The sequence below is a fragment of the Photobacterium sp. DNB22_13_2 genome (assembly GCF_052873915.1).
In genome coordinates, this window is sequence record NZ_JBNNXU010000007.1 from 45,664 (window position 1) to 68,296 (window position 22,633).

Annotated in this window: 24 protein-coding genes; 7 read left to right on the top strand and 17 right to left on the bottom strand. The window is 45.6% G+C overall.

The window, feature by feature from the left end:
* Positions 1-98 precede the first annotated feature (98 nt).
* From ACVA58_RS12390 to ACVA58_RS12430, 9 genes are all read right to left on the bottom strand, one after another.
* Positions 99-1,523, bottom strand: coding sequence for a sensor histidine kinase (locus tag ACVA58_RS12390; protein WP_446510748.1), 1,425 nt, complete (start codon positions 1,521-1,523; stop codon positions 99-101).
* Positions 1,513-2,169: a response regulator gene (locus ACVA58_RS12395; protein ID WP_005393404.1), complete on the bottom strand. Its 657-nt coding sequence runs from the start codon at positions 2,167-2,169 to the stop codon at positions 1,513-1,515. Before ACVA58_RS12395 ends, ACVA58_RS12390 begins: the two co-directional genes overlap by 11 nt.
* Positions 2,170-2,172: 3 nt before the next feature.
* Positions 2,173-2,808 carry a tetratricopeptide repeat protein gene (locus tag ACVA58_RS12400; RefSeq protein WP_446510749.1) on the bottom strand — a complete coding sequence of 212 codons (636 nt, stop codon included), beginning with the start codon at positions 2,806-2,808 and terminating at the stop codon, positions 2,173-2,175.
* A 14-nt stretch (positions 2,809-2,822) separates the two neighbouring features.
* A complete protein-coding gene (locus tag ACVA58_RS12405) occupies positions 2,823-3,617 on the bottom strand; it encodes an SDR family oxidoreductase (protein WP_006741598.1) in 795 nt (264 codons plus the stop codon).
* Positions 3,618-3,625: 8 nt separating this feature from the next.
* Positions 3,626-4,309 (bottom strand): TenA family transcriptional regulator, encoded by a 684-nt coding sequence (locus ACVA58_RS12410; protein ID WP_065646781.1) that lies wholly within the window; start codon positions 4,307-4,309, stop codon positions 3,626-3,628.
* A 25-nt stretch (positions 4,310-4,334) separates the two neighbouring features.
* On the bottom strand, positions 4,335-5,894 hold the full coding sequence (locus ACVA58_RS12415; RefSeq protein ID WP_446510750.1) for an AMP-binding protein: 1,560 nt from the start codon (positions 5,892-5,894) through the stop codon (positions 4,335-4,337).
* A gap of 79 nt (positions 5,895-5,973) precedes the next feature.
* The gene (locus tag ACVA58_RS12420) at positions 5,974-6,585 is read right to left on the bottom strand and encodes a thermostable hemolysin (protein WP_446510751.1); all 612 of its coding nucleotides are present in this window, start codon (positions 6,583-6,585) and stop codon (positions 5,974-5,976) included.
* A 170-nt stretch (positions 6,586-6,755) separates the two neighbouring features.
* The gene (locus ACVA58_RS12425; RefSeq protein ID WP_446510752.1) at positions 6,756-7,733 is read right to left on the bottom strand and encodes an IS481 family transposase; all 978 of its coding nucleotides are present in this window, start codon (positions 7,731-7,733) and stop codon (positions 6,756-6,758) included.
* Between the two features lie 288 nt (positions 7,734-8,021).
* Positions 8,022-9,179, bottom strand: coding sequence for a DUF819 family protein (locus ACVA58_RS12430; protein WP_446510753.1), 1,158 nt, complete (start codon positions 9,177-9,179; stop codon positions 8,022-8,024).
* A gap of 106 nt (positions 9,180-9,285) precedes the next feature.
* Between ACVA58_RS12430 and ACVA58_RS12435 the strand changes: the two genes are divergently transcribed.
* The 4 genes from ACVA58_RS12435 (at position 9,286) to ACVA58_RS12450 (ending at position 12,249) form a co-directional block, all read left to right on the top strand.
* A complete protein-coding gene (locus ACVA58_RS12435) occupies positions 9,286-9,699 on the top strand; it encodes an OsmC family protein (RefSeq protein ID WP_446510754.1) in 414 nt (137 codons plus the stop codon).
* A gap of 118 nt (positions 9,700-9,817) precedes the next feature.
* The gene (locus tag ACVA58_RS12440; RefSeq protein WP_446510755.1) at positions 9,818-10,306 is read left to right on the top strand and encodes a hypothetical protein; all 489 of its coding nucleotides are present in this window, start codon (positions 9,818-9,820) and stop codon (positions 10,304-10,306) included.
* Positions 10,307-10,459: 153 nt separating this feature from the next.
* Positions 10,460-11,848, top strand: a complete 1,389-nt coding sequence (dbpA, locus tag ACVA58_RS12445) for an ATP-dependent RNA helicase DbpA (RefSeq protein WP_446510756.1) — start codon at positions 10,460-10,462, stop codon at positions 11,846-11,848.
* A gap of 149 nt (positions 11,849-11,997) precedes the next feature.
* Positions 11,998-12,249 carry an HPr family phosphocarrier protein gene (locus tag ACVA58_RS12450; protein ID WP_107346915.1) on the top strand — a complete coding sequence of 84 codons (252 nt, stop codon included), beginning with the start codon at positions 11,998-12,000 and terminating at the stop codon, positions 12,247-12,249.
* 82 nt (positions 12,250-12,331) lie between these two features.
* Here the strand turns inward: ACVA58_RS12450 and melB are convergent, their stop codons facing one another.
* The 6 genes from melB to ACVA58_RS12480 all read right to left on the bottom strand — a co-directional run bounded on the left by melB (position 12,332) and on the right by ACVA58_RS12480 (position 18,377).
* Complete coding sequence (melB, locus tag ACVA58_RS12455; protein WP_446510757.1) at positions 12,332-13,759, bottom strand: melibiose:sodium transporter MelB; 1,428 nt, start codon at positions 13,757-13,759, stop codon at positions 12,332-12,334.
* A gap of 233 nt (positions 13,760-13,992) precedes the next feature.
* Complete coding sequence (melA, locus tag ACVA58_RS12460) at positions 13,993-15,339, bottom strand: alpha-galactosidase (protein ID WP_446510758.1); 1,347 nt, start codon at positions 15,337-15,339, stop codon at positions 13,993-13,995.
* Positions 15,340-15,551: 212 nt separating this feature from the next.
* Complete coding sequence (locus ACVA58_RS12465; RefSeq protein ID WP_446510759.1) at positions 15,552-16,355, bottom strand: hypothetical protein; 804 nt, start codon at positions 16,353-16,355, stop codon at positions 15,552-15,554.
* Between the two features lies 1 nt (position 16,356).
* Complete coding sequence (locus ACVA58_RS12470) at positions 16,357-16,944, bottom strand: hypothetical protein (protein WP_446510760.1); 588 nt, start codon at positions 16,942-16,944, stop codon at positions 16,357-16,359.
* Between the two features lie 127 nt (positions 16,945-17,071).
* Positions 17,072-17,416, bottom strand: coding sequence for a DUF6559 family protein (locus ACVA58_RS12475; protein WP_446510761.1), 345 nt, complete (start codon positions 17,414-17,416; stop codon positions 17,072-17,074).
* 58 nt (positions 17,417-17,474) lie between these two features.
* The gene (locus ACVA58_RS12480; protein ID WP_446510762.1) at positions 17,475-18,377 is read right to left on the bottom strand and encodes a LysR substrate-binding domain-containing protein; all 903 of its coding nucleotides are present in this window, start codon (positions 18,375-18,377) and stop codon (positions 17,475-17,477) included.
* Positions 18,378-18,480: 103 nt separating this feature from the next.
* Between ACVA58_RS12480 and ACVA58_RS12485 the strand changes: the two genes are divergently transcribed.
* Positions 18,481-18,852, top strand: coding sequence for a DoxX family protein (locus tag ACVA58_RS12485; protein ID WP_446510763.1), 372 nt, complete (start codon positions 18,481-18,483; stop codon positions 18,850-18,852).
* Here ACVA58_RS12485 and ACVA58_RS12490 read toward each other — a convergent pair.
* Positions 18,840-19,298, bottom strand: coding sequence for a GNAT family N-acetyltransferase (locus ACVA58_RS12490; protein ID WP_446510764.1), 459 nt, complete (start codon positions 19,296-19,298; stop codon positions 18,840-18,842). The genes ACVA58_RS12485 and ACVA58_RS12490 overlap by 13 nt on opposite strands.
* A 118-nt stretch (positions 19,299-19,416) precedes the next feature.
* Between ACVA58_RS12490 and ACVA58_RS12495 the strand changes: the two genes are divergently transcribed.
* Positions 19,417-20,112 (top strand): aspartate/glutamate racemase family protein, encoded by a 696-nt coding sequence (locus tag ACVA58_RS12495; protein ID WP_446510765.1) that lies wholly within the window; start codon positions 19,417-19,419, stop codon positions 20,110-20,112.
* Positions 20,113-20,159: 47 nt separating this feature from the next.
* Here the strand turns inward: ACVA58_RS12495 and ACVA58_RS12500 are convergent, their stop codons facing one another.
* A complete protein-coding gene (locus tag ACVA58_RS12500) occupies positions 20,160-21,038 on the bottom strand; it encodes a helix-turn-helix domain-containing protein (protein ID WP_446510766.1) in 879 nt (292 codons plus the stop codon).
* A 177-nt stretch (positions 21,039-21,215) separates the two neighbouring features.
* Between ACVA58_RS12500 and ACVA58_RS12505 the strand changes: the two genes are divergently transcribed.
* Entirely contained in the window at positions 21,216-22,562 is a 1,347-nt protein-coding gene (locus ACVA58_RS12505) for a Na+/H+ antiporter NhaC family protein (RefSeq protein ID WP_446510767.1), read from the top strand.
* Positions 22,563-22,633: the final 71 nt, after the last annotated feature.

Genomic DNA, 22,633 nt, shown 5'->3' on the forward strand with positions numbered 1-22,633 from the left:
TATGTGTTAGACTAAATACTCAATCAAATACTATTAATAAAAATGATAATACAAATACTAATGTGAGCCTGATAAGCACATTTCTTGATGAAATCTACTTATGCTCTTTCTCCATACTTTGGGAACTCTACTATAAACGTATTCCTACTATTTTCTCTGGGAATGAGCTCCAGTGTTGCACGGTGTAGTGCTGTAATGTCTTTGCAAATTGACATCCCTAAACCTGCACCGTCGCCATGTTCAGAATGACCCCGATAAAACTGTTCGAAGATTCTTTCACGAGTTTCTTTCGGGATTTCTGGGCCAGTATCGGAAATTAAGACTTTGATTGTATTATTGTTCTCAGTGACGCTGACTTGTATGTCACTGTGCTCGCCGGAGTAACGAATCGCATTATCGACGAGGTTACGAAATAACACCTCTAACAACATTCGATCACCGGATATAGCGATGTTGGAAGATGATAAACTGATGTCTTGCTTATGCTTCAATGCTAACGGTGCCAAATCAGCAACAACGGTTTGCAACAAAGGGGTTAGCTCAACGGTGTCGAATACACGTTCTGATAAGCTATCTACTTTAGCTAAAGTCAGTAGCTGATGGATAAGGCGGTCAGTGCGTTCAATGCCTTGCAAAATGTTGTGTAAATCTCCTCTCAGTTGCTCCGGATCATTACTTTCAAGTGCATTTTCTACGTTAAGACGAAGGATTGTTAGTGGGGTTTTTAGTTCATGCGCTGCAGCACGTGTAAAGCGTTTCTCTCTTTGCCAGGCTAACTCTAGTTCAGAGAGGAGAGAGTTGAGCGAATCGACAAGTGGTGCGAGTTCAACGGTGTTGTCTTTTACATGAATGCGATCTAATCGGTGTACGTTTCTTTGTGTGATGGCGGTGCGCAGGTCGTTAATCGGTCGGAAATGTTTATCGATCAACCAAAACAGCAAAAGCAACAAAGTTGGTAGTATCAGCAATTGTTCTATTGATGTGGATAGGGCAATTTCGTGGATGATCTCTTTACGTATCTTGTATTTTTCTGCAACCACGACGTATTCATTATCATGTTTTGTTTGTGGTAGTGAAATCTGAAATGTACGCCATTGTGTACCGTCTTTTACGATATCAGCGTAGCCGTTATTATCAAAGGACGTAGAGAGTGCGTGCAAGGTTTGATCTGAGCTCCAGAGCAGTGTGTTGTCTCGATAGAATTGAAAAACCAAGTTTTGTTCATAAGGGTGGCCGAACGTTGTGACATTGTCATCGTCAGACTTTGACATTGACTCAATGTTTTCCATCCACTCATTAAATAATTCTCGATGGTTAGCGAGAGTCCTCTCTTCCGTTGAAATTGAGAGCGTCAGCAACATTAATTTTGCGGATTGTCCAAGCCTAGCGTCATAAACTTCTTCGACCTCGTGCTTCGCAGATTGGAAACTGAAATAAAGTGAGATGAGTAAGAGAACACTTACCAACACGCCTACTGATAGAGTTAACTGACGTTTGATCGAGTACGACTTCTTATCTTTCAAGAATGTACCCCACACCGCGAATATTTTTAATGACCACTTTGGGCGCTTTTTTACGCAAATTGTGAATATGAACTTCGATAGCGTTGTCGCTTGAACCTTCATCCCAGCCGTGTAGTGATTGTTGCAATTGCTCCTTACTTTGCACGCGTCCGGCGTTCGTCATCAAGCTGGTGAGGATTTTAAATTCATTGCGTGTGAGTTTAAGCGGCGCGTCATCGTAGCGAATGCTTTGTTCCGATAAGGATAAAGATAACTGCCCAACTTGAATGATTTCTTCTGCACTACCGGATTGACGGCGAATCAACACACGCAAGCGAGCGAGCAACTCTTCGAGTGCAAACGGTTTTCCGAGGTAATCATCTGCGCCGCCATCAAGGCCTTGAACGCGATCGCGAATGTCGTCTCGTGCGGTAAGTATCATCACTGGGAGCTTAAATCCGCCTTTGCGAATATTACGTAGAACTTCCAATCCATCGATATCGGGTAGAGTGAGATCCAAAATTACGGCAGTGAACGCTTCTGTTTTGAGTGCGCTAGTCACGCCAGAGCCTTTTTCCACCCAATCCACGGTGTACCCATGGCGACTTAATGAAGTCACCATGGATTGACCGAGTAGTTTATCATCTTCTACGAGTAATAAGCGCATGGTTTATTTCAATCTCCCAAGAGTCGCTTCAATTTCCAGCTTTCGACCTTTATCAGCTAAAGGTCGTTCAGGGCGAGGTGACGCCTGAATTGCGCGAGTCAAATACACTTTCGCTTCCTTGTCTCGACCTTCTTCTGCAAGGAAGTCTCCATAAAAATAGTTCGGATCGATGCCTTTTGGATTGATCTCTAACGCTTTTTTCAACATTTCTTCGGCTTTATCGTCATCACCAAAGCCAATTGGCCACCCCGGAACTTTGTAATACAGAGAACCCAAACTGGTGTATGCAGAGCCATCAAGCGTTTGCGGTGACGTTGCAATTACCCCTTCGAGTAAAGATTTGGCTTCTTTGGCGAGTGACAATGCACCTAAGCCACCTTGAGCACCAGCCAGCGATGCTTTATTGATTGCCAGCCAAACAGTGAGTTCGGGATTGCCGGGTTCTCTGTCGAGATAAATACTGGTTTTGGCAATCGCGCGATGGAAGCATTGTTCCTTTTCGTCACCGTCAGGCGTGCTGTACTGACATTCCGCCCATTTCTTTTGAACCTGTTGCAGTGGAGCATTACCTGCCAACGCAGCGGTCGAAGCTAACGTTGAACAAATCGTCAAAGCGCAAAGTAGTTGTTTGGTATTCATCGTCCATGTCCTCTTCAGTGACTGACTCGGTTTACGTACTGGTGAATGGTTTCTTGTTGCTTACGAATCGCAGAAGAAACCACACTTGGAAGCAATTGATTGATGCGAGCAAAAAGCTTTTCTGGCCAACCAATCCATTTCGCGGAAATTTCTTTTTCCAACATGGTGACAACGTGATCGGCTACAACTTGCGGCGAGTCCGTTTTGTTACCCAGTTGTCGATTCATTTCATTGACGGCATCGCTATTGAGTGAGGTTTCTGTCGCTCTTGGTGCTAAATACAGCGCACGGATTCCGGTTGCGAACAGCTCTCTGTCGAGCGATTCGGTAAAACGGTGTAACCCCGCTTTTGCCGCGCAATAGGAGGTATAGCCTGGGTAGCCAATTGAGCCGAATGTGGAACCAATATTGAGAATCACCCCAGGCTGTTTTAACCACGTTAACGCCGATTGGCACAGCAGCATCGGCGCAACGAGATTGAGTTGTATTTCGTCTGCAATCTGTGTTGGTCGCTTGTGGCTTAACAACGAGAAATCGTTGCTGCCCGCATTGTTAATTAGTGCGTCCACTTTTTGATGTTGGCGCGCTCGATCTTTAATCGCAGTTAGTCCTTCTGATGAGGTGATGTCTGCAACGACTAGGTTATGGCGTTCTGGATTAGACAGTTCACGCTGTAGTGTTTGCAAGCTCTCTTCGTTTCGCCCAACAAGAATGAGGCTGGCACCGCGTTTTGCTAACTCTTGCGCGATGGCTTGCCCAATTCCGCCTGTTGCGCCTGTCAGGAGAATGGTGCTGTTGTTAATGATCATGCTTCACCTCACGCCGCTTGTTGGGTTGAGAAAGAAGGCAAAGAACGCAGCATTTGTCCGTACAATGCGAACACCATTTTTGCGGAGTCGATGATGACTTGTTGATCTTCCACTTTGGTGATTTTGTTCATCAGTGATTCAAAAAATTGCAGATGATCTTGGTCTAACACGCTGTGTGAAACTAGGTAAGTCATTGCCGAAGGCGGTAGGCTTAGCGTTGACTGGATTTTTTCAGCCATTTGGCCACCAATGCCGACGCTGGTGCCTTCTAATACCCACACCATGCCAAACAGCGCGAGTGGGTTGTGGCGGTCAATGTTGTGGTAAAGGTAGGAAACCATCAGTTCAATCGGTGCACCTACTTGACCTACATCTTTGTTATTGCGCACTGCTTCGGCATCGCCGCCGCACGCTTTGATGTCATTTAAAATCCATTCTTGATGGCCTTTCTCTTCCTCGATGTACTCGGCAATGGCATCTCGTACCCATTCGTATTCGCCAGATAGTCGGCCTCCACACGCCATCAGCAAGGGAACAGTGTGCTTAACGTGATGGTAAGCTTGGGTTAGAAAGGCGATATACATATCTTTGGAAATGTTGCCTTGTTGAACGTCTGCGATGACTGGCGCAGTTAACATTGCTTGTTGAGCAGCGGTAGTGCTTTGTTTGAGTTGTTCGAAAAATAAAGTCATAACCTTCTCCTTAAGAAGCCGTTAACTAAGATGCAGTTTGGAAAGACGTAATGTGTTGCTGGAAGGGTAAATCGATGCGTTGGATCTTTTGCGCTTGCAGCGTTAATTCAGGCGTTGTGCTCGCTAATAACTGAGCCACATCATGTTCGATTTGATTTCGTTTGAGCTTGCCGTTATCCGTGTACCAACCAGAGATGGCTCGTGGGTTGTCCAGCAGCAATAAGGTTCGGATTTGAGCGTAATCGGGTAGGGTTCGGTTTAATGCATGAACCTTTGCTTCGACGTCTTCGCTATTGGCAATGACAGCACATAATGTTTGTTGGCTTTCGCCTGTAACGATCAGTGGCGTCATCGGAAAATACGCCAACGCTTCTGATTCAATCCACTCCGGTGAGACATTTCTGCCATACGCGCTTACGATAAGGTTCTTCTTACGTCCCGAGAGAGTGACAAAGCCTTGTGCGTCAATTTGGGCTAAGTCGCCAGTCGCTAACCATTCTTGAGTAAACGGCTCATTCAAATAACCAAGAGCAACGTTGCCTTTGACTAGCAGTTCACCATCTTCCGCGATACGAATCTGAGCGTGGGGAAGCGGTTTGCCACACGTTCCTGCTTTAAATGCGGCTGGTGTATTCAAACAAACGACGGAACCACATTCAGACAAGCCATAACCTTCAAACGCAGGGATGTTCAGCGCATGCGCGGCGTGAATCAGTTGCGACGACACTCTTGCGCCGCCAACGGCGACAAATTTTAGAGAATCCACAAGAGAGGGCTGCTGTTTCGCGATGTGAATGAACGCAAGCAATAAAGCTGGTGTTAGCACTAAGCTTTCTGGTTTGATGGTCACTAATGCTTGTGCAAACAAACGCGGTTCGAATTGGCTTGAACCGAGTAGGCCGGTTTGCTCTCCGGGTAAAATATATGACGTCACGCCCAACATGAGTGGTACATAAACACCGGTTATGTTTTCGAGAAGCGTCGATAACGGAAGCAGCACTAAGTGCGAGTGCGCCGCGCTGTTTACTGCATCGGCGAGCGATTTCGCCACCAAACACAAATGATCATTGCTTAAACACACACCTTTAGGCTGACCAGTCGAGCCAGACGTAAATGTGATTTTTCCGGTTTCTGGTAGATAAGCTGCCTGTGTATCTTCATCTCCCAACTGGTTACGACGCAGCAAAGGTAAATTTGTAATGGAAAACGGATGGTCTTGCTGGTTAAAGATTTGCTTAGGATGTGAAGCCAACCATACTTGCCAGTCGCCGACTAAAGCATCGACGCCTGATTGCTCTAACGTATGTTCAACTTGTGCATCAGAGAAAAAAGTCGGAATAGGTACGACGACTATGTCTGCCGCTATCGCCGCCAAATCAACAATGGCCCAATCGATGCTGTTTTCTGCGCGTAGCGCGAGTGCATTGATGTTCTGTGCAATAAGCTCGGCGCAAACGAGTTCGATCTTGTTTAACAATTCAGAGTAAGTCAGTTCAACCGTTTGATTCGCTTCGTAGCCGACAAGTGCTACTCGATCTGGTGTCGTTTTTGCCCATTTTGTAATGGCATTGAGGAGAATATTCATACATCACCTATATTCTGGCGTTGTGTTTAACCAAGTTGTTCTGGCTGTGTTTGCGGTTTAACGACGTTTACTTTTCTATCTAGGCTTGTTTGCGTTTTCTGTCCTGGACTAATCGAAGACGCTCTAGTCCTTTTTGCAAATTGCCAGCTAACACACGCGGTTGATGTTCGTAGTACGACCCCCAAGTGGACTCGGCATCGGGGACTTTGTTTTGATCGGCCTGCGCGATGATATGAGGCTCCAATCCTAGGCGTGCCATCATGGCGTGAAGTGGGTCTGTCGCGGTGAAGATGCACCATTCAAAACCGAGGTTGACCAGCATTTCTGCGATGAGGTAGAAGTGCAGAGATGACATGCCCTTAGCGAAAGATGCCAAGTGACCGAATTCCACTAAGTTCGAACGTTTTACGTCGCAGTTAAATACGTTAGAAACCAGCTTTTGGGCGTCGTCTTCTAGATACTGTTCAAGGAACAAGGGCTCATCTTCGGCGATGCGAAAGCCGCATACGGAAACAATTTGGCCGCCTTCAATGAGGGTTAAATACGCCGGCATAAATTGTTTCAGATCGGCAAAGAATGCTTCTTGATAACGCTTAGAAACATGCTCGATAACTTGGCTCCAAAACGGATGCATTGGATAAACGATGTCTAAAGTAAAGCCATCTGCAGAAGTTTGTGCGTGGTGTTTCATAAGCGCTTCCTTTGTTTGAGTAGTTATCAACAAAATAAAACGCGAAACTTAAGAAACTCTTAAGGAATGAGTGTTTGTAAATAAATTATTCTGTAAAGACCACTAAGTAATCTGCACCATCAATATTGGACACCAAGTTAAGCAACTTTCGATACTTTTAGTTGTGTGATTCATAGAGATGGTTTCAATTTTCTTAGCTGAAGATCAAGCTTGTAATTCTGCTCTTGAAACTGCTCTTTCTCGATCTGGTAGTGCTGAGATACCTCTTCAGACAAAGGAGTTTGATCAGATATCTCAGTAACCCTGTCTATCGGGGTTAGTCCATTTAACGAACTGTGGGGGCGTTCCCAGTTGTAGTAGTGTTGCCATTCAGCTAGTAACAGATCCAGCTCTTCCAGCCCCACGGAGACATCTATGGTCGGATAGAACTCACTTTTATCTGTTTTCTGAGAGCGTTCCACTTTGCCATTCAAGTTAGGTGAGCCAGGTTTATTTGGGCGAAACTTGATTCCATAAATCATGAGTTTTTTCTGGACTTTCTCAGCAAAGAATTCACGCCCTCTGTCCGTCTGAATACGCTGGATAGGAAATGGCATCTCTTCCACGACACAATCAATAAAATCGACTGTATTTGCTGCTGTACGCCGAGAGTAGCACCTCAGAACCCGATAGCGAGAGCAGTCATCAATAGCTGTGTACTGATAAATTCCAGGCGCTATTTTACAGGTGTCCATCTGGACTCTATCACCAGGAACTGGGCGCTCATATCTTTGGAAATCTTTTTTGCGTCGGTAAGTTACGATGGGTTTGACTGATGCTTCAGATAAAACTTTATGGAGTGTCGCGGTGCTTAGGTGTATTTGGTGAAGTCGGATTAATTCCGTTTGTAAACGCCGCGCCCCTAAATTGCGTTTCTCACGCATCGTAAGGATCAATGCTCTTAGCTCATCAGTGACTTTAGTATCTGGAGATGAATGAGGGCGTCTGCTCTGGCTTTCCAGACCAGCTATTCCACACTTCTTATATCGCTTAGCCCACTTGCGTAATGTTGGTCTGGAAATACCACAGCGTCGACATACGAGACCTGCGTCACCACATTCCTCATACATTTTTACCCACTGTAGTCTTTGTTGGATTTCTCTGTCCATAGACACCCAGTATAGTTGAAAGGATGTCTATGAATCACACATTTTAGTTATCCATAACTTACTAATTTAGCAAAGCCTCTGAAACGCTTTTGTCCAAAAGTGTGTTAGCACGCTTTTAGACAGGAGTTTGTGATTGTAGCTTACTCCAAAGTACTCATTGTGAGTTACCAGATGATTTCTATTTATCATCATTCTTAATGACAGTTATAAAAAAGGGATCTGAGTATTACCTCAGAACCCCAATAACTTAATAACAACTAGCGACCAGCTGCTATTGCCTTGTACTAACTAGCTCATTAACACAATGACTTCACTCACCGTTAAGCCAACAAATGAACCGAGCATTGAGCCAATCAACGCCATGATGACGGCAACGGGGACCAGGTTTTTGTCGTAGGCGGCGGCGACGACAGCGGCGGATGGTGCACTACCGATGTTGGCGATAGAGGCCAACCCTATCAGATGTAGGTTCATTTTCATCATACGGCCAATAATGAGCATGAGAACGCCGTGAATAGCGAGGATCATAAAGCCTGACATGATGTACATCGGCGCTTGGCTAATCGCACTTAGGTTTACCTCGGCCCCGATCAAAGCTACGACGACATAAAGCATTACCCCGGAAACTTCATTGGCTCCGGCCATTTTGCCAAGTGCCGTTGGCGCTGCAAGAATACCAAGCAGTGAGGAGATGATAATTGCCCAGATCATTGGGTTCAAGAGGCCCATAGAGGCAATTGCACGACCAAAGTGGTGGCTTATTGAAGAAACGACCAAAGCTATCCCTAGCATTAACAGAATTGCCTGAAGATCGGGCTTTTCTTTCTTTTCCAGTGAGCCCAGTTTCGACAGGATTTCATCCAAGCCATTGTCATTTGCTTTTAGTACGCCGTTGAAGCGCTCCTTCATGGGCTTTAATGCCACAATCATGATCAGCCAAACGGTATAACAAAGTGCGCCCATCAATAGGGTATAGGCCATGGCGGAGTCGGTGACGGACAGTGCTTCTTTTACGGCGACGAAGTTTTGTGTACCGCCGGTCCAGCCAGCAGACATCACACCGAAGGTAAGCGGGGTCTCATCGCTTAGGAAGCCCCCCATCAAGCTATGGACAATAATAAAGCCGGCCATGATAGTCGCCGTTGAGGCGAGGAAAAGAATAATGAGTCGAGCACCAAGTTTACGAATGACGCTTAGATTAAAGCTGAGTGACATGAGGAACAACATGGCGGGAATGGCATTATCTCGAACGGTGGTGCGGGCGGCTTTCACCTCTGGGGTCATTTCCCACATGCCGAATGTGTAGAGGGCCATTGAGCCAAACATGACCAGTACGATACTGGGGAACCATTTGAATAACTGGCTGGGGTATCGTTGTTCTAGCCAGACGAGTAAACCGCATAAGCCGAACATCACGGCTATAAAATCAAATCCTTCTGTGATCATAATCTTCCTTTGATATAGAGTGTTGAATTAATAGGGCATAATTGGTATTTGTAAGACAAAATTTAATTTATTTATATCATTGTTAATTGAATAGGGAAATATAGAAATGAAGATTGAAACCCGCTGGGTTCACGGAAAGTGTTTTGTTAGTACTGTTGAGCAAGGTCATGCGGTGATTACCGATGCCCCAGAACAATTTGGTGGGACCGACAGCGCACAAACTCCGATGGAGTTGATGCTAAGTGCAGCGGCAAGCTGTGCCTCAATAGATGTCACCAGCATTATGGCTAAACAGCGTCAGCCACTCGATAGTTGTCGTGTTGTTGTCAGTGCTGAACAGGCACCTACGCCACCTAAAGTGTTCACTAAACTGCACTTTGAATTTGAAATTGCTGGTTCTGAAATAACAGAAAAAGCGATTGAAAAGGCGATTGAGATGACGTTTGAAACCCATTGTTCAGTGTCTATTATGATTGCCCGATCTGGTGCCGAGCTGAGCTGGGAATACAAGGTGTCATAAACACCGCATAACGACGACGCTATAGATAATCAAGATTAAATGCATAAACAATAGTTGCGGCCGCAACTATTGTTGTATAGTCTTAACCCTGTTCTCCAAACGAACAAGGGTCACTGTTATGAACATTCAAAATACTAAGCAAGACAACCAAGCTAATCGTCGTCGCTCTACGCTAATTTTGATCCACCGTAGTGCTGGTGCCATTGCTTTGCTTTTGATTACCACATTTTTCACAAGCAGTCTGGTTGTTGACTTGGTTGGCAATCATGCTCAGATAGCCATGGTTAAACAAGGGATCCTTTATTGTGTCGGCTTTCTGATCTTGGCAATGATGGTAACGGGGTTATCCGGCAAAAAGTTGTATCCGGGAAAAGCTAAAGGGGTACTGGCGACCAAACAGTTGCGAATGAAGCTCGCTGCTGCAAACGGGTTGTTAATCTTGTTACCGGCTGCGGTTGTGTTGGCACAGTGGTCAGCAGCAGGTCAATTTGATGTGTGGTTCTGGCGTTTGCAGGGGCTTGAATTAATCGCCGGTGCTACAAATGCAACATTGCTGGGTTTGAATATCCGTGATGGTGTGAGATTGGCGAAAAAGAGACGAGTTTAACCGCTGAACTCTATCTTTTTTTCCGCAAGACTGATAGTGTCGCATCCCTTGCGACAACAGGGTGGGGTGAATGAATGTCTTACTGGTGTTGTCAGTGTTAATTAAGCCTGTGAAATAGTCTTTCAACGTACAGGCGATGACAGGATATTTCCCGTGAGCAAAAACGCGTTTTCAACTTTGAATCTAAAACCTGAGCTGGTCTCTAACCTAGAAACGATGGGTTATGAATCAATGACGCCTATCCAGAGCCAAAGTCTGCCACATATCTTGGCAGGCAAGGATGTAATTGCTCAGGGTAAAACAGGTTCGGGTAAAACAGCCGCTTTTGGTCTGGGCTTGCTTGATCACCTTAATGTTAAGCGCTTCCGCATCCAGTCACTGGTATTGTGTCCAACGCGTGAGTTGGCTGATCAGGTTGCAAAGGAAATCCGTAAACTGGCACGTTCTATCCATAATATCAAGGTACTGACCTTGTGTGGTGGTATGCCGTTTGGTCCGCAAATCGGTTCGCTAGAGCACGGTGCCCATATTATTGTTGGTACACCTGGCCGTGTGGAAGAGCACCTGCGTAAAGGTTTCTTGTCTCTTGACGACCTGAACCTGTTGGTACTTGATGAAGCCGACCGCATGCTGGAAATGGGTTTCCAAGATGCCTTGGATGCCGTTGTCGATGCAGCGCCGGCTGATCGCCAGACTTTGCTATTTAGTGCAACGTATCCGAAGCAGATTGAATCAATCGCTCGCGAAATTATGCATAAGCCTGTGATGGTGAAGGTAGAGTCTACCCATGATGAAAACACCATCGATCAGCACTTCTACCATGTAGATTCGAACGAAGATCGTCTGACGGCGGTTCGTCTACTGTTGTCTCTGCATAAGCCTGAATCGAGCGTTGTGTTCTGTAATACCAAGCGTGAAGCACAAGAAGTGTCTGATGAGCTTGAGTATTACGGTTTCAGTTCGATGGCACTGCACGGCGATTTGGAGCAGCGCGAGCGTGACCAAACGTTGGTGCGCTTTGCTAACAAGAGTACCTCTGTACTGGTAGCAACGGATGTTGCGGCGCGTGGTTTGGATATCGAAGCGTTGGATTGTGTGATTAATTATCACCTTGCCCGTGATACTGAAGTGCACGTTCACCGTATTGGCCGTACCGGCCGTGCGGGTAGCAAGGGTGTTGCTTGTTCTTTCATCAGTGATAAAGAGCACTACAAGGTTGCTCTGCTGGAAGACTACTTAGAGAGAGACATTGTTGGCGAGGCATTGCCTTCTGAGTCGTTGCTAGATCAGCCGACTTTCCGCCCAGCGATGACTACCTTGCAAATTCTTGGTGGTAAGAAGCAGAAAGTTCGTCCGGGTGACATTCTTGGTGCACTAACAGGTGATAACGGTATCCGTGGTGATCAAGTTGGTAAGATCAATGTTTTCGATATGGTTGCCTATGTTGCTGTGAAAAGTGATGTCGCTCGTGTGGCACTGAAGAAGCTGGAGAACGGTAAAATGAAAGGCCGTTCTTTCCGAGTACGTATTCTTAATCGTTAAATATCGCTTTTAATTTTGCATAAAGAGCCATGACTGGATCCCACTTTAGGGAATGTCGTGGCTTTTTTGTTTTTATCTTGGCCTCATATCCCAGAATTAGTCAGAAATTATCGGTACAAAAACAAATAGATAACTACGGAGAGTGCTATATGTTTAAGAAAAATGCCCTGATTACTGCTGAAAGTGGTCTTCATACTCGACCTGCCGCCCAGTTCGTGAAAGCTGCCAAAAAATATGCCGAAGAAATTGAAATTGTTTCTAATGGCAAAACAGCAACAGCCAAAAACTTGTTCAAGCTACAGACCTTGGCTCTTGTCCAAGGGACGCAAGTAACTGTGCAATCGACCAATCAACAAGCGGTTAATGAGCTGACGACGTTTATCGAAAACGTCACGGGGTAGTTTTTGCTTGATTCAGGCCTTGCATTGAAAAGCCCGCTCAATTGAGCGGGCTTTTTGTTTACGCTAAGTACCAGTCTTGTTGCTAGCGGCTTTCTTGTGCCAATTGCGGCTCGGGAGTCAGCGGTGTATCGCCCGCTTCAGGCTCTTCATCGCCGTATTTCTGCATCAGCTTGTGCTGAACGTCATTGAGCAGCGTGCCGTTAAGTTTGTAGTAACGAAAGTAGATGTACAGAGCAATGGCAAAGAAGATGCTTGGCAGGCCAATCATGATGCATTGCATACCAAAGACGGTATCGGCGCTTTGTTCGACGTTCGGTACATAATCGACAATAGTTAGCGCAATACCGATGAAGAAGGCAGCAAAGGCTGAGCCGGCTTTAACCACTAAGGTCTGTACTGAGTAAGCGATACTTTCGCAGCGCACACCTAGTTTGTATTCACCATAGTCGACGGTGTCAGCCACCATGATGACATTGAGTACCCAGAACAGTGCGGTACCGATTTGCAGCAAGATACCCGCTGTAGAAATCAGGATGATACTCTGTGGATCATACATACCAACGTAAACCAGTACCAAGCTACCAAGGATAGGGAAGCCTGATGCGCCTGCCCATAGCACGCGGCGAGAGAACATACCGGCCAGTTTAGGGAATAGGACCAAGGTGATCAGGTTAGCAATACCTGCGTAGGCCATATAGTACGGGAATAGCGCTTCATTACCTACTACATAGGTGAAGTAGTAGACCGCAAAGGCTGTGATTATGTTGGTTGCCAGGTTGTATGCCAGTGCCATACATAGCACGCTGCTAAGTTGGCTGTTTTTGTGGATAAGGCCAACCATCTCTTTTAGCGATATTTTTTCTTGTACTGGACCGCCTTCAAGTTGGGCGGTTGAGTAGCGCTCTTTGACATTGCGTAATGTGATGTAGGTTGAGACGGCAAAGCAAGCAATGAGGAGAATAGTAAAGACTTGGAAACCATAGCCTTTGTCATCGCCACCAACATAGTTGATAAATGGCATCGCAATGGCAGCGGTAACAATCCATGCTAGGCTGGCAAAGAAGCGTGGGTAGGGAACCAATTCTTCACGTTCGCGTTTGTCGAGTGTTAGGGTAGGTACCAGCGACCAGAATGGAATATCCATTAAGGTGTAAGTCATGCCCCATAAAATGTAAGTGACCGCTGCATAGGCGATAAGCCAAGGGCCTTCAAAGTAGTGGGCGTTGAAAAGCATGTAGAGCACAACAGAGTTGGCGATGGTACCGATTAAAATCCAAGGCTTGAACTTGCCCCAGCGGCTTCGAGTATTATTGACAAGCCAACCCATAATCGGGTCATTTACCGCATCCCAGATACGAGCTACAAGGAAAATGGTACCGACAATACCCGCGGAAATGCCAGCTACATCGGTGTAGTAAAACATCAGGTACATATAAACGATGGTGATGGCAAAGTCCTTGCCGAATGCACCAAAGCCGTAGCTTAACTTGGTGTTCATTGAGACGCTCATAAAAGCTCCTTTTTCCTTTTCCTTGTTTTACTGCTTATTTAGGAAAGGTCATTTTTTGTTTGTTTCACGATAGGGATATGCCCAAACCACTTCAAGTTTCAGCGCTCACAATTGGGCACAGCCTCTTGATCTGGCTTGGAGAGTTATGCTTCTTGTTCTTTACCATCACGCCAAAAATGATGACGTGATGGTAGGATAGTTTTATCTTGTGGTGACGAAGTTGCTCTTATGGATTAAATCCACTCAGGCAACCAATCCTGTTGCGCTTCAATCAACTCATCAACCAAGGCATAGATTTCCTCGATGCCAAGCACAGCGGCTGTGTGCGGGTCTAGCATGGCGGCGTGATAAATACGCTCACGGTTTTCGGTCAAAATGGCTTCGGTCAGCAGTGTCTGTACATTGATGTTGGTCTGCATCAGAGCGGCAAGGTGACTTGGTAGTTTACCGGCTGCTGTTGGTTGGATACCGTTGGCATCAACCAAGCAAGCTACTTCGACACAACATCCTTGTGGCAGGTTATCGATCAGCCCTTCGTTCTTCACGTTGCCGTAAATTACGCTTGGGGTATTGGTCCAGATGGCATTCATGATGGTACTGGCATACTCGTGCGACTCTTTCTGCTCGATACGATCGGCTTGCTTGAATTCTTCGAGATCTTTTTTCCAGTTAGCAATCTGTTCTACACAACGCTTTGGATACTCATCCAATGGCACCTTGTAGCGCTCAATCAAGTCAGGGCGGTTTGGTTTGATGAAGTAAGGGGTGTACTCGGCAAAGTGCTCGGAAGATTCCGTGACAAAGTAGCCCAGTTTCTTGAACATCTCATAGCGGACAATGTTTTCGCAGCGTGGGTTACCGTGAATATTCGGCTTCGGCGCTTGTCCCATTTCGTAAGCTTTGAGTAGCTCTGGGTAGATACTGACGTACTCTCCGCTTTCGGTTTTTTTCTCCAGCGTCAGGTAGTAAGCCATGTGGTTGATACCGGCGCAGGTATAACGCAGATCGCTGTAATCAATTTCCAAGTCACGGGCTAACTCTTCCGCGGTACCTTGTACCGAGTGGCATAGGCCAACCTGTTTGATCTGTGGGTACTTTTCGTACATCGCCCAGGTGTTCATCGCCATTGGGTTGACGTAGTTCAGCATTGTTGCTTCAGGGCAGACGTCAGTCATGTCTTCACAGATCTGCCAAAGGTGAGGAATGGTGCGCAGTGAGCGCATGATGCCGCCTGGGCCCAAGGTATCGGCAATGGTCTGCTCTAGACCGTGTTTTTTACACACGTCAAAGTCAATCACGGTGCAAGGCTCGTAACCACCAATCTGGAAGGCAACCACGACAAAATCAGCCCCTTTCAACGCTTCTTTTTGGCTGGTGTAGCAATGAATGTCGCCAGTCGCACCTGCTGATTCCATCAGTTTGCTTACAACAATTTGCGACTCTTCAAGGCGGACTGGGTCGATGTCCATCAGGGCGATTTCAGCCCCTTTGAAGGCTGGTTTATGGAATACGTCACCAAGGATGTTCTTGACGAAAATAGTAGAACCGGCCCCGATGAAGGTAATTTTAGGATGATGCATGGCTGTTCCTTTGTATGCTTTGTTTTGATGGATACATCTTCATCGAATTCCATACGAGTATCTTCCCTATAGTGGGTAATTGTATCCCGTTTCCTAAGATTATCGTCTTGGCCTCACAGATCTGCTTTTGGTGCAAAAAACAGAAGCAAGGTAACGCCTTGCTTCTGTTTGGCTACTAGACGTGGTTAAAAAATGACAGTGCTCTACTGAGCTTATGCGAGAGTTGTCTCTCGTGCGCTTATTGGTGGTAGCGCATCGGAATAAATGCGAGTTGCCAGTTCTAGGTTGGTGGCCGTTATTTGCTGGTATGCTGTTTGAACCATTTGGTAGCGGCCGCATAGGTAAATATCTTGCTCTGCCATCAGCTCGGTATTGGCAAAAAAGATATCCAGTAGTTTTCCTTGTTGTACACCGATGCCAATATCGATGCTTGATGGTGCGTAGGTAGAAAGCGTCTCAACAACAGGTACATAGTGAAACTGCGGGTATTGTTGGCTTAATGCCATCATCGTTTGATGCTCATACAAGTCGGCTAGAGTTTTGGCACCCCAGTACAAGGTGATACTTGATGTACCGGGTTGCGAAAGCGCCTCTAACACCACGCTTTTGGCATAACTGAAGCCAGAGCCACCCGCGACGACAGTTATCGGGCTATTTGTTGCACGAAAATAAGCCTCTCCAGCTGCCGGGCCCAACAATAATGATTCCTGATGAAGCCACTGCGAACCTAACTGTGCAATATCTGACGCCAAGTCAGAACTTGGCAATATCCCACCAATTTGTATCTCAATAGCCGCTAGATCAGTGCTTTTTTGCCCCTTTTCAAATGTCGGATTACTTGCGATAGAAAAAGGCATGCCCTTTTGGCTATCAGGAAGGGGTAAAGTGAGATACTGCCCCGCTCGGTAGGGGTAGGGATGCTCGGGTTGCAGTTTTAGGCTCATTGTATGGGCATTGAGCCATTCCATACCCATAAGCTTAAATGGCGTTGTTGACTGGGTAATTGTTCGTCCCATATTACTGACCGATTGACTTGAAAGTTGCGGTGACTTCACAGCGTTTGCCTGTTGAGGCACTGTCGGCATCGAACATAATATCTAGTTCGATTAAGTTATTTGCCATTTCGCTGCTTAAGGCGACATTTTCAATGACAAAGCAGTTATTTTCTTCACAGCGTTTGTCGAAGTTGATGTGCTCATCACCATGTGCGCCGATGCCGTAGCTATCGATAACAATGAAAGCGGGTTGCTTGGCCAACATAGCATCAAGGACTTCGCGACAAAGTGAGGTATCCGCCTTGCCATATTCCGGTGTACCGTAACCGTTGTTTTCAAGGTTTCCGGTAAACAGCACCAAGGATTTACCTACAATATCAAGTGGTTCAATGTCTTTTAGGCACGGCATTGCTTTGGTGCAGTCCAGCAATACGGTATCAGTGGTGTAGTGGTTATTGGCGGGTACCTTTGTATAGCAGTCGATATGGGTGCCAATATGGCCGAACGCATTCACCGAGTCCGATTGTTTCTTTGCCCACTGGTAAGCAGGGTGCTGTTCATTGATGGCTAAGCTGACGCACTGGCGTGTAAGGTTTGTTTGAGAAGACATACAAAGGCTCCTGTTGGTTGTTGTTGATGTCGGGAGCCATTTTAGGGAAGTCAGTTATTGCCTGTTACAAACATTAAGACTAAAAACATCAAAATAAGGACATGATGAAGACAGTCTTCTATTTCACTTAGTACCTGCTGTTTTGCCCGTAGTGGTTAGAAAGGTTGTCAGTGTTTGCACCACCTTTCCAGCCAATCGGTTTAGCGAGGCTGATGATCTGTAAGGCATTAAAGGCATTACCTTCAAACAAGCCGTCGGCTAGCTCTTGGTGTTTATCAGGGTATTGCTCACCAAAGAGTGCGTGGGCATATTGCTGGTGGCGTTGGCCAACAGCAGACTGCTCAATAACGGCATCAATCTGGCCAGTTGTGTAGCTCTCCCGTGGACCATACGACTTGAGCAGCATTGGGCTCAGTGTCTTAATGTACTGGCGGATAGCTCTTCGCTTGAAGTACTGGGGAAATCCAAACATCACATACCTCTTTAATACCAAAATACCATTAATACAGTGTTCAATAGTGTTTTACAACCTAACTCGATTGTTGGAGCCCACCCAACGCGTCGGCAATAAAATCGATAAAGGCCCTTATCCTGAAGGGTTGTGAGTGTTTGTCTTTGTAAACCGCATAGAGTGGAATCGAATGCGATTTGTACTCGGTGAGAACTTCAACAAGCTCGCCAGTTTTTATATATGGCGCGATCATCCACTGAGGCAGGGCGGTTATCCCTTGTCCTAACATAACCATTTTCAGCAACATTTCTGGGCTATCGGTACGAAAAAAAGCATCAAGGGAGACTTTTTCTGTTTGACCTTTATCGTTGGTAAATGACCAAATATTTGATGGGTACACCAGTGAGTAAGTTAGGCATTTATGGAGAGTAAGCTTATTTGCCTTTACAGGAGAGCCGTAACGTTTCAGGTAAGCGGGCGACGCGCAATAGACCATGGTGTTGTTCATTAGCCGCTTTGCTTTTAACCCTGAATCTTTGAGATATGACGCACGAAAAGCAATATCGATGTTATCGCGATAAAGGTCGATATGCTTGTCGTTGAGTGATAAGTCGATGTCAACGTCTGGGTGTAACGCCATGAATTCAGCAATAGGCTCGGCCAGCAGATGAAGGCCAAGTGATGCTGGCATCGATAGAGCAAGTTTTCCTTTGGCTGTTAGCTGCTCACCTATCAATGTGGTTTCAAAGTTATCATGCTCTTCTAACAAGCGAAGGGCATGATGGTAGTAAGCATCTCCAGCCTCGGTCAGTGATAATTGGCGACTTGTGCGATACAGCAGTGAAAGTGACAGTTGCTGTTCTAGCCAAGCCACTTTTTTGCTCACACTGCTTTGAGTGATGTTTTGTGTATTGGCAACGGCAGTAAAGCTGCCAAGTTGAACGACACGGATAAACGTGCGGATACAGTCTAGTTTGTCCATATCTATTCTTATTTGGAATGGTTGGTAGTTTATTTTAGCTATATATCCATTCATATGGGAATGTTTATGATAGTTGGCAGTTCTTTTTTACGAGGCAGATTTCATGACAACTACTCAAACAATTATTACCGCTCTTCTTGGTGCTTTTTTCGTGTTCGCTAGCTCCATTAAGTTACTAGGTTGGCAGAAGATGATTTTCACTGCTCAATTGGCTTTCTTCAAAAAGTACGGCCTGAACCGACAAGTGATGTTTGCCGTTGGGGTTATTGAATTTGTCGCGGCGCTGCTGTTGATACTCCCGATGCTAACGGCAACAGCCGTTGCCTTTCCTTTCGCTTTGATTGGGGCTGTAGCGATTGCTGCTGTGTCGATGGGGGCGATTGCCTTTCACCTATGGTTTGATACTTGGCGAGATGGAGTGCCGGCTATGCTGACTTTTACACTGTCTGTGATTCTAATACTTCAAGGTGTTTGATCGAACGTATAGATGAAAGGAAAGCACCCACCAGGTAAGTCCCTCGGCTCGCCATTAGGGACAAAGCCCAGTTTTTGATAAAAGTTAACGGCATATTCTGAAGCGTTTAGATGAACGGCTTGCTTGGGCGAGAGTTCTTGACAAGCCTCGAGCGCTTTGGTTATCAACTGGCGAGCAATGCCTTGATGGTGGAAACGAGGGTCGACAAACAAATTGGAGAGGTTCCAGTATTCCTTAACCAGGATGGCGCCGACGATATTGCCGTCAACGCGATAGACATAATGCACGGAGTTGTCTGGGTAGCGTCGCCACCACAGAATACTGTCGGCACAACTGGCGATGATCTCATCTTGGACATCTGCTGGCTCATCAATGCAGGCTCTAATTGCTAGCCCTGTAACGGCAATAATGTCAGCGGTATCCCTAAACGTCGCTTGCTGGATCACTTGATTACTTCCTTGTCCTAGCGTTAAGGCTTTTATCTTAACGCACTAGCTGTTTTTTTCAGCCTAACAGTAGTAATTGTTTACATAAGTTTGGCGAAGAATGACGGATAGAGGCACCATGAAAACAATTGGACTATTAGGTGGGATGAGCTGGGAATCTACAGCGAGTTATTACAAAGCAATCAACGAAGGGATTAAACAAGAGTTGGGTGGCTTACACTCTGCAAAAGTGGCACTTTACAGTGTAAACTTTGATGAAATAGAGAAACTGCAACATGCCGGTGACTGGACTGCAACCGCAGAAATTTTGTCACAAGCAGCCAAATCGGTGGAAGCTGCCGGTGCCGATTTTCTTCTGATTTGTACCAATACTATGCACAAAGTTGCTGCGGAAATAGAGCTGGTGATATCTATTCCCTTACTACATATTGCCGATGCTACAGCACAACAACTTAAAGCCGACGGAATCAAAAAAGTGGGGTTGTTGGGAACTCGCTTTACCATGGAGCAAGACTTTTATATCAGTCGTTTAACTGAGCAGTTTGGTATTGAGGTAGTGGTGCCAGATTTACCTGATAGGGACATGATTCATACGGTTATCTACGATGAGCTTTGCAACGGCTTACTCAAAGAAGAGTCACGGGAGGAATATATTCGAATTACCGAAAAACTGGCTGAACAAGGGGCCGAAGCCGTGATTTTAGGCTGTACGGAAATTGCGTTGTTAATTTCATCTAATGATACCGATGTCCCGCTCTATGACACAACCAGCATTCATGCCGAAGCGGCGGTTAAGTTAGCCTTGAGTGAGTAAGGTGAAGTCAATCGGGTACTCGAACAGCCTTGCCGTACAAATGCCGATTACAGGCTGGGTTTGTGATGTTTTTTTTGGAATTGAGTTGGTGTAAGGCCCGTCAGCTTTTTAAAATACTTAACGAAGTTACTGGCATCCTCGAAGCCGAAATCGTAGGCTATTTGCTGTGAAGTGGTATTGCTAATTATCAGTCTACGCTTCATCTCTATTGTGATATATGAATCAATCATCTGTTTTACTGTTAGCCCTGTCGCTAACTTGCAAACTTGATTCAAGGTTTTATAGGTCGTATTTAGCTGATGTGCATACCAATTGGCATCTCGAACTCGATCAAAGTTATTTTGGATCAGTTCGATAAAGCGCGCTAACCGTACACTTTGCTCTGCCGAGAGTTTGTCATGAATGGATTCTGGTTGAAGTCGGTGAAGATGCAATGCTAATGCAGAAAAGAGATACATCACAATTAAGGGGCTGCGACTGGTGTGCCGCTGCTCTGCAAGTATCTCGTTGATCAAGGTAGACGCTCGCAAGTTGTCCTCCTCATCAAATTGTATTATTGGTGAATGTAATTGATTGAGGTGTGTTGGCGTATAATTCGGCAAGCGCATGTTCGTATGAAGTTTATCTAAGAAGCTCTGTGTAAATAGGATAACCTTCCCTTTAATAGCCGACGTCAGATCAAAGCTATGTACCTGCTCTCGCTGAATAAAAATCATCGATCCTGGTGTAAATGGGTAGTCGACAAAATCGACCATGTGGAATCCTTCACCTTCTTCGATATAGACGAATATAAAGAAGCTCACTCTATGTGGTCGCTGAGGATCATGCTTAAGGTTCTGCATATCATACAGTGACGAGAACTCAATGATTTCGAATTCTGCTTGATTGGTTTTTTGATGATTAAAGCCAATATTGGGAATAGACACTTATGACACCAGGGGAACAAATTTGACTTCGTGGATTATAACAACCTCAGTAACTCATTGTGAAAATAAAACGTTCTGTATTTAACTGGTTCAATAACTACCATCTTTAGGCCTATCTTAACCATGTGAATTAACGCCACCTCGATACACTGAGCCTTCTCAATTTCGGAGGCTAACATGAACACCTGGATTTCCTTACTACCACCGCTATGTGCAATTACATTAGCTATCTCAACCCGTAAGGCATACATCGCCATCTTTTCTGGCATTTTTGTGGGTTCGATAATCTTGGCTCCGTCATTAGTTGCTGGGCTTGAGGAGACGGCCAAATATCTAAGCCTTACTTTACAATCACCCAGTGCGTTGAAGAGCCTGATATTTATTCTGATGATCGGTGCGATAATTAATCTCCTTCAACGTTCAGGTGCTATAAATCATGCCCTTTATGCTATCGCAGAACAAAAGCAATGGGTCAGAAGCCGTACTCATGCACAGCTATTAACATTTCTTGCAGGTTTTTTAATGTGTCTCGAAGGCATTGGGTCAATGATGATGGTTGGTGTTGTTGGTCGCAGCTTGTTTAAGCAATATGAAATATCACCGCAAAAGTTGGCCTTTGTGGCTAACGGTACAGGGGCACCTTTGGCTTGGTTAATACCGGTTAGTAGTGCGGGGCTTTTCCTCACAAGTTTAATTCAAGCACAGATAGACCAACGAGTTATTGATGGTTCGGCTATTCAGTTTGTGATTGATGCTATACCTTATCAGTTCTATACCCTGTTGATCTTACTGTCAGTCCCTTTGCTGTCTGTACTACCCCATGACTTCACCCACCCAAAAAATATGGAAAATCAGAGTGTTGAAGATGATTTTAAACGGGTTGAAATAACGTTTTCGCTGTGGGTTTCTATGGCACCCCTCTATCTATTAATCGTGAGTATTATTTTTGTCACCTACTTATCCGGTGATGTCAGCAATGCCATTTATTGCAGCGGTTATATCGCTTTAGTCGGTAGCGTATGTATATATCGAACAAGTGGGATCACGCTAAAGAGCACCCTAAAATGGGGAGTCGAAGGCGCAATACAGATCCTCCCTGCGGTCATCATATTGGCACTCGCATTTACGTTTAGCCATGTTATTGGCGCATTGGGGACAGGGGATTATCTGGCGAAAATGTTGGCGGGGAGCATCGCGATACAATTTTTGCCAGCGCTTATTTTCCTCACCGGAATTGTGATCTCCTTTGCTACGGGCAGTTCGGGTGCAACGGTGAGCATTCTTATTCCAATTGTTATTCCTATGGCTGCACAGATGGGTCTATCTATCCCAATGATCATCGGTGCAGTGGTCTCTGGGGCTGTTTTTGGCGATCAAAGCTCGCCGATATCAGATTCCGTCATCGTTGCCGCTTCTGCAGCGAACTGTAGCTCCGATAGTCACTTTAGAACCCAGCTCCCGATTGTCTTGAAGGTCGCCCTCATTGCGTTATTAGGCTTTATATATATCGGTGTAACCGTTTAATGGTGGGTTCGATATCTACCATCATTTAGCACATCTACACCATGCCGAATGCAGGCATAGAATCTACAATT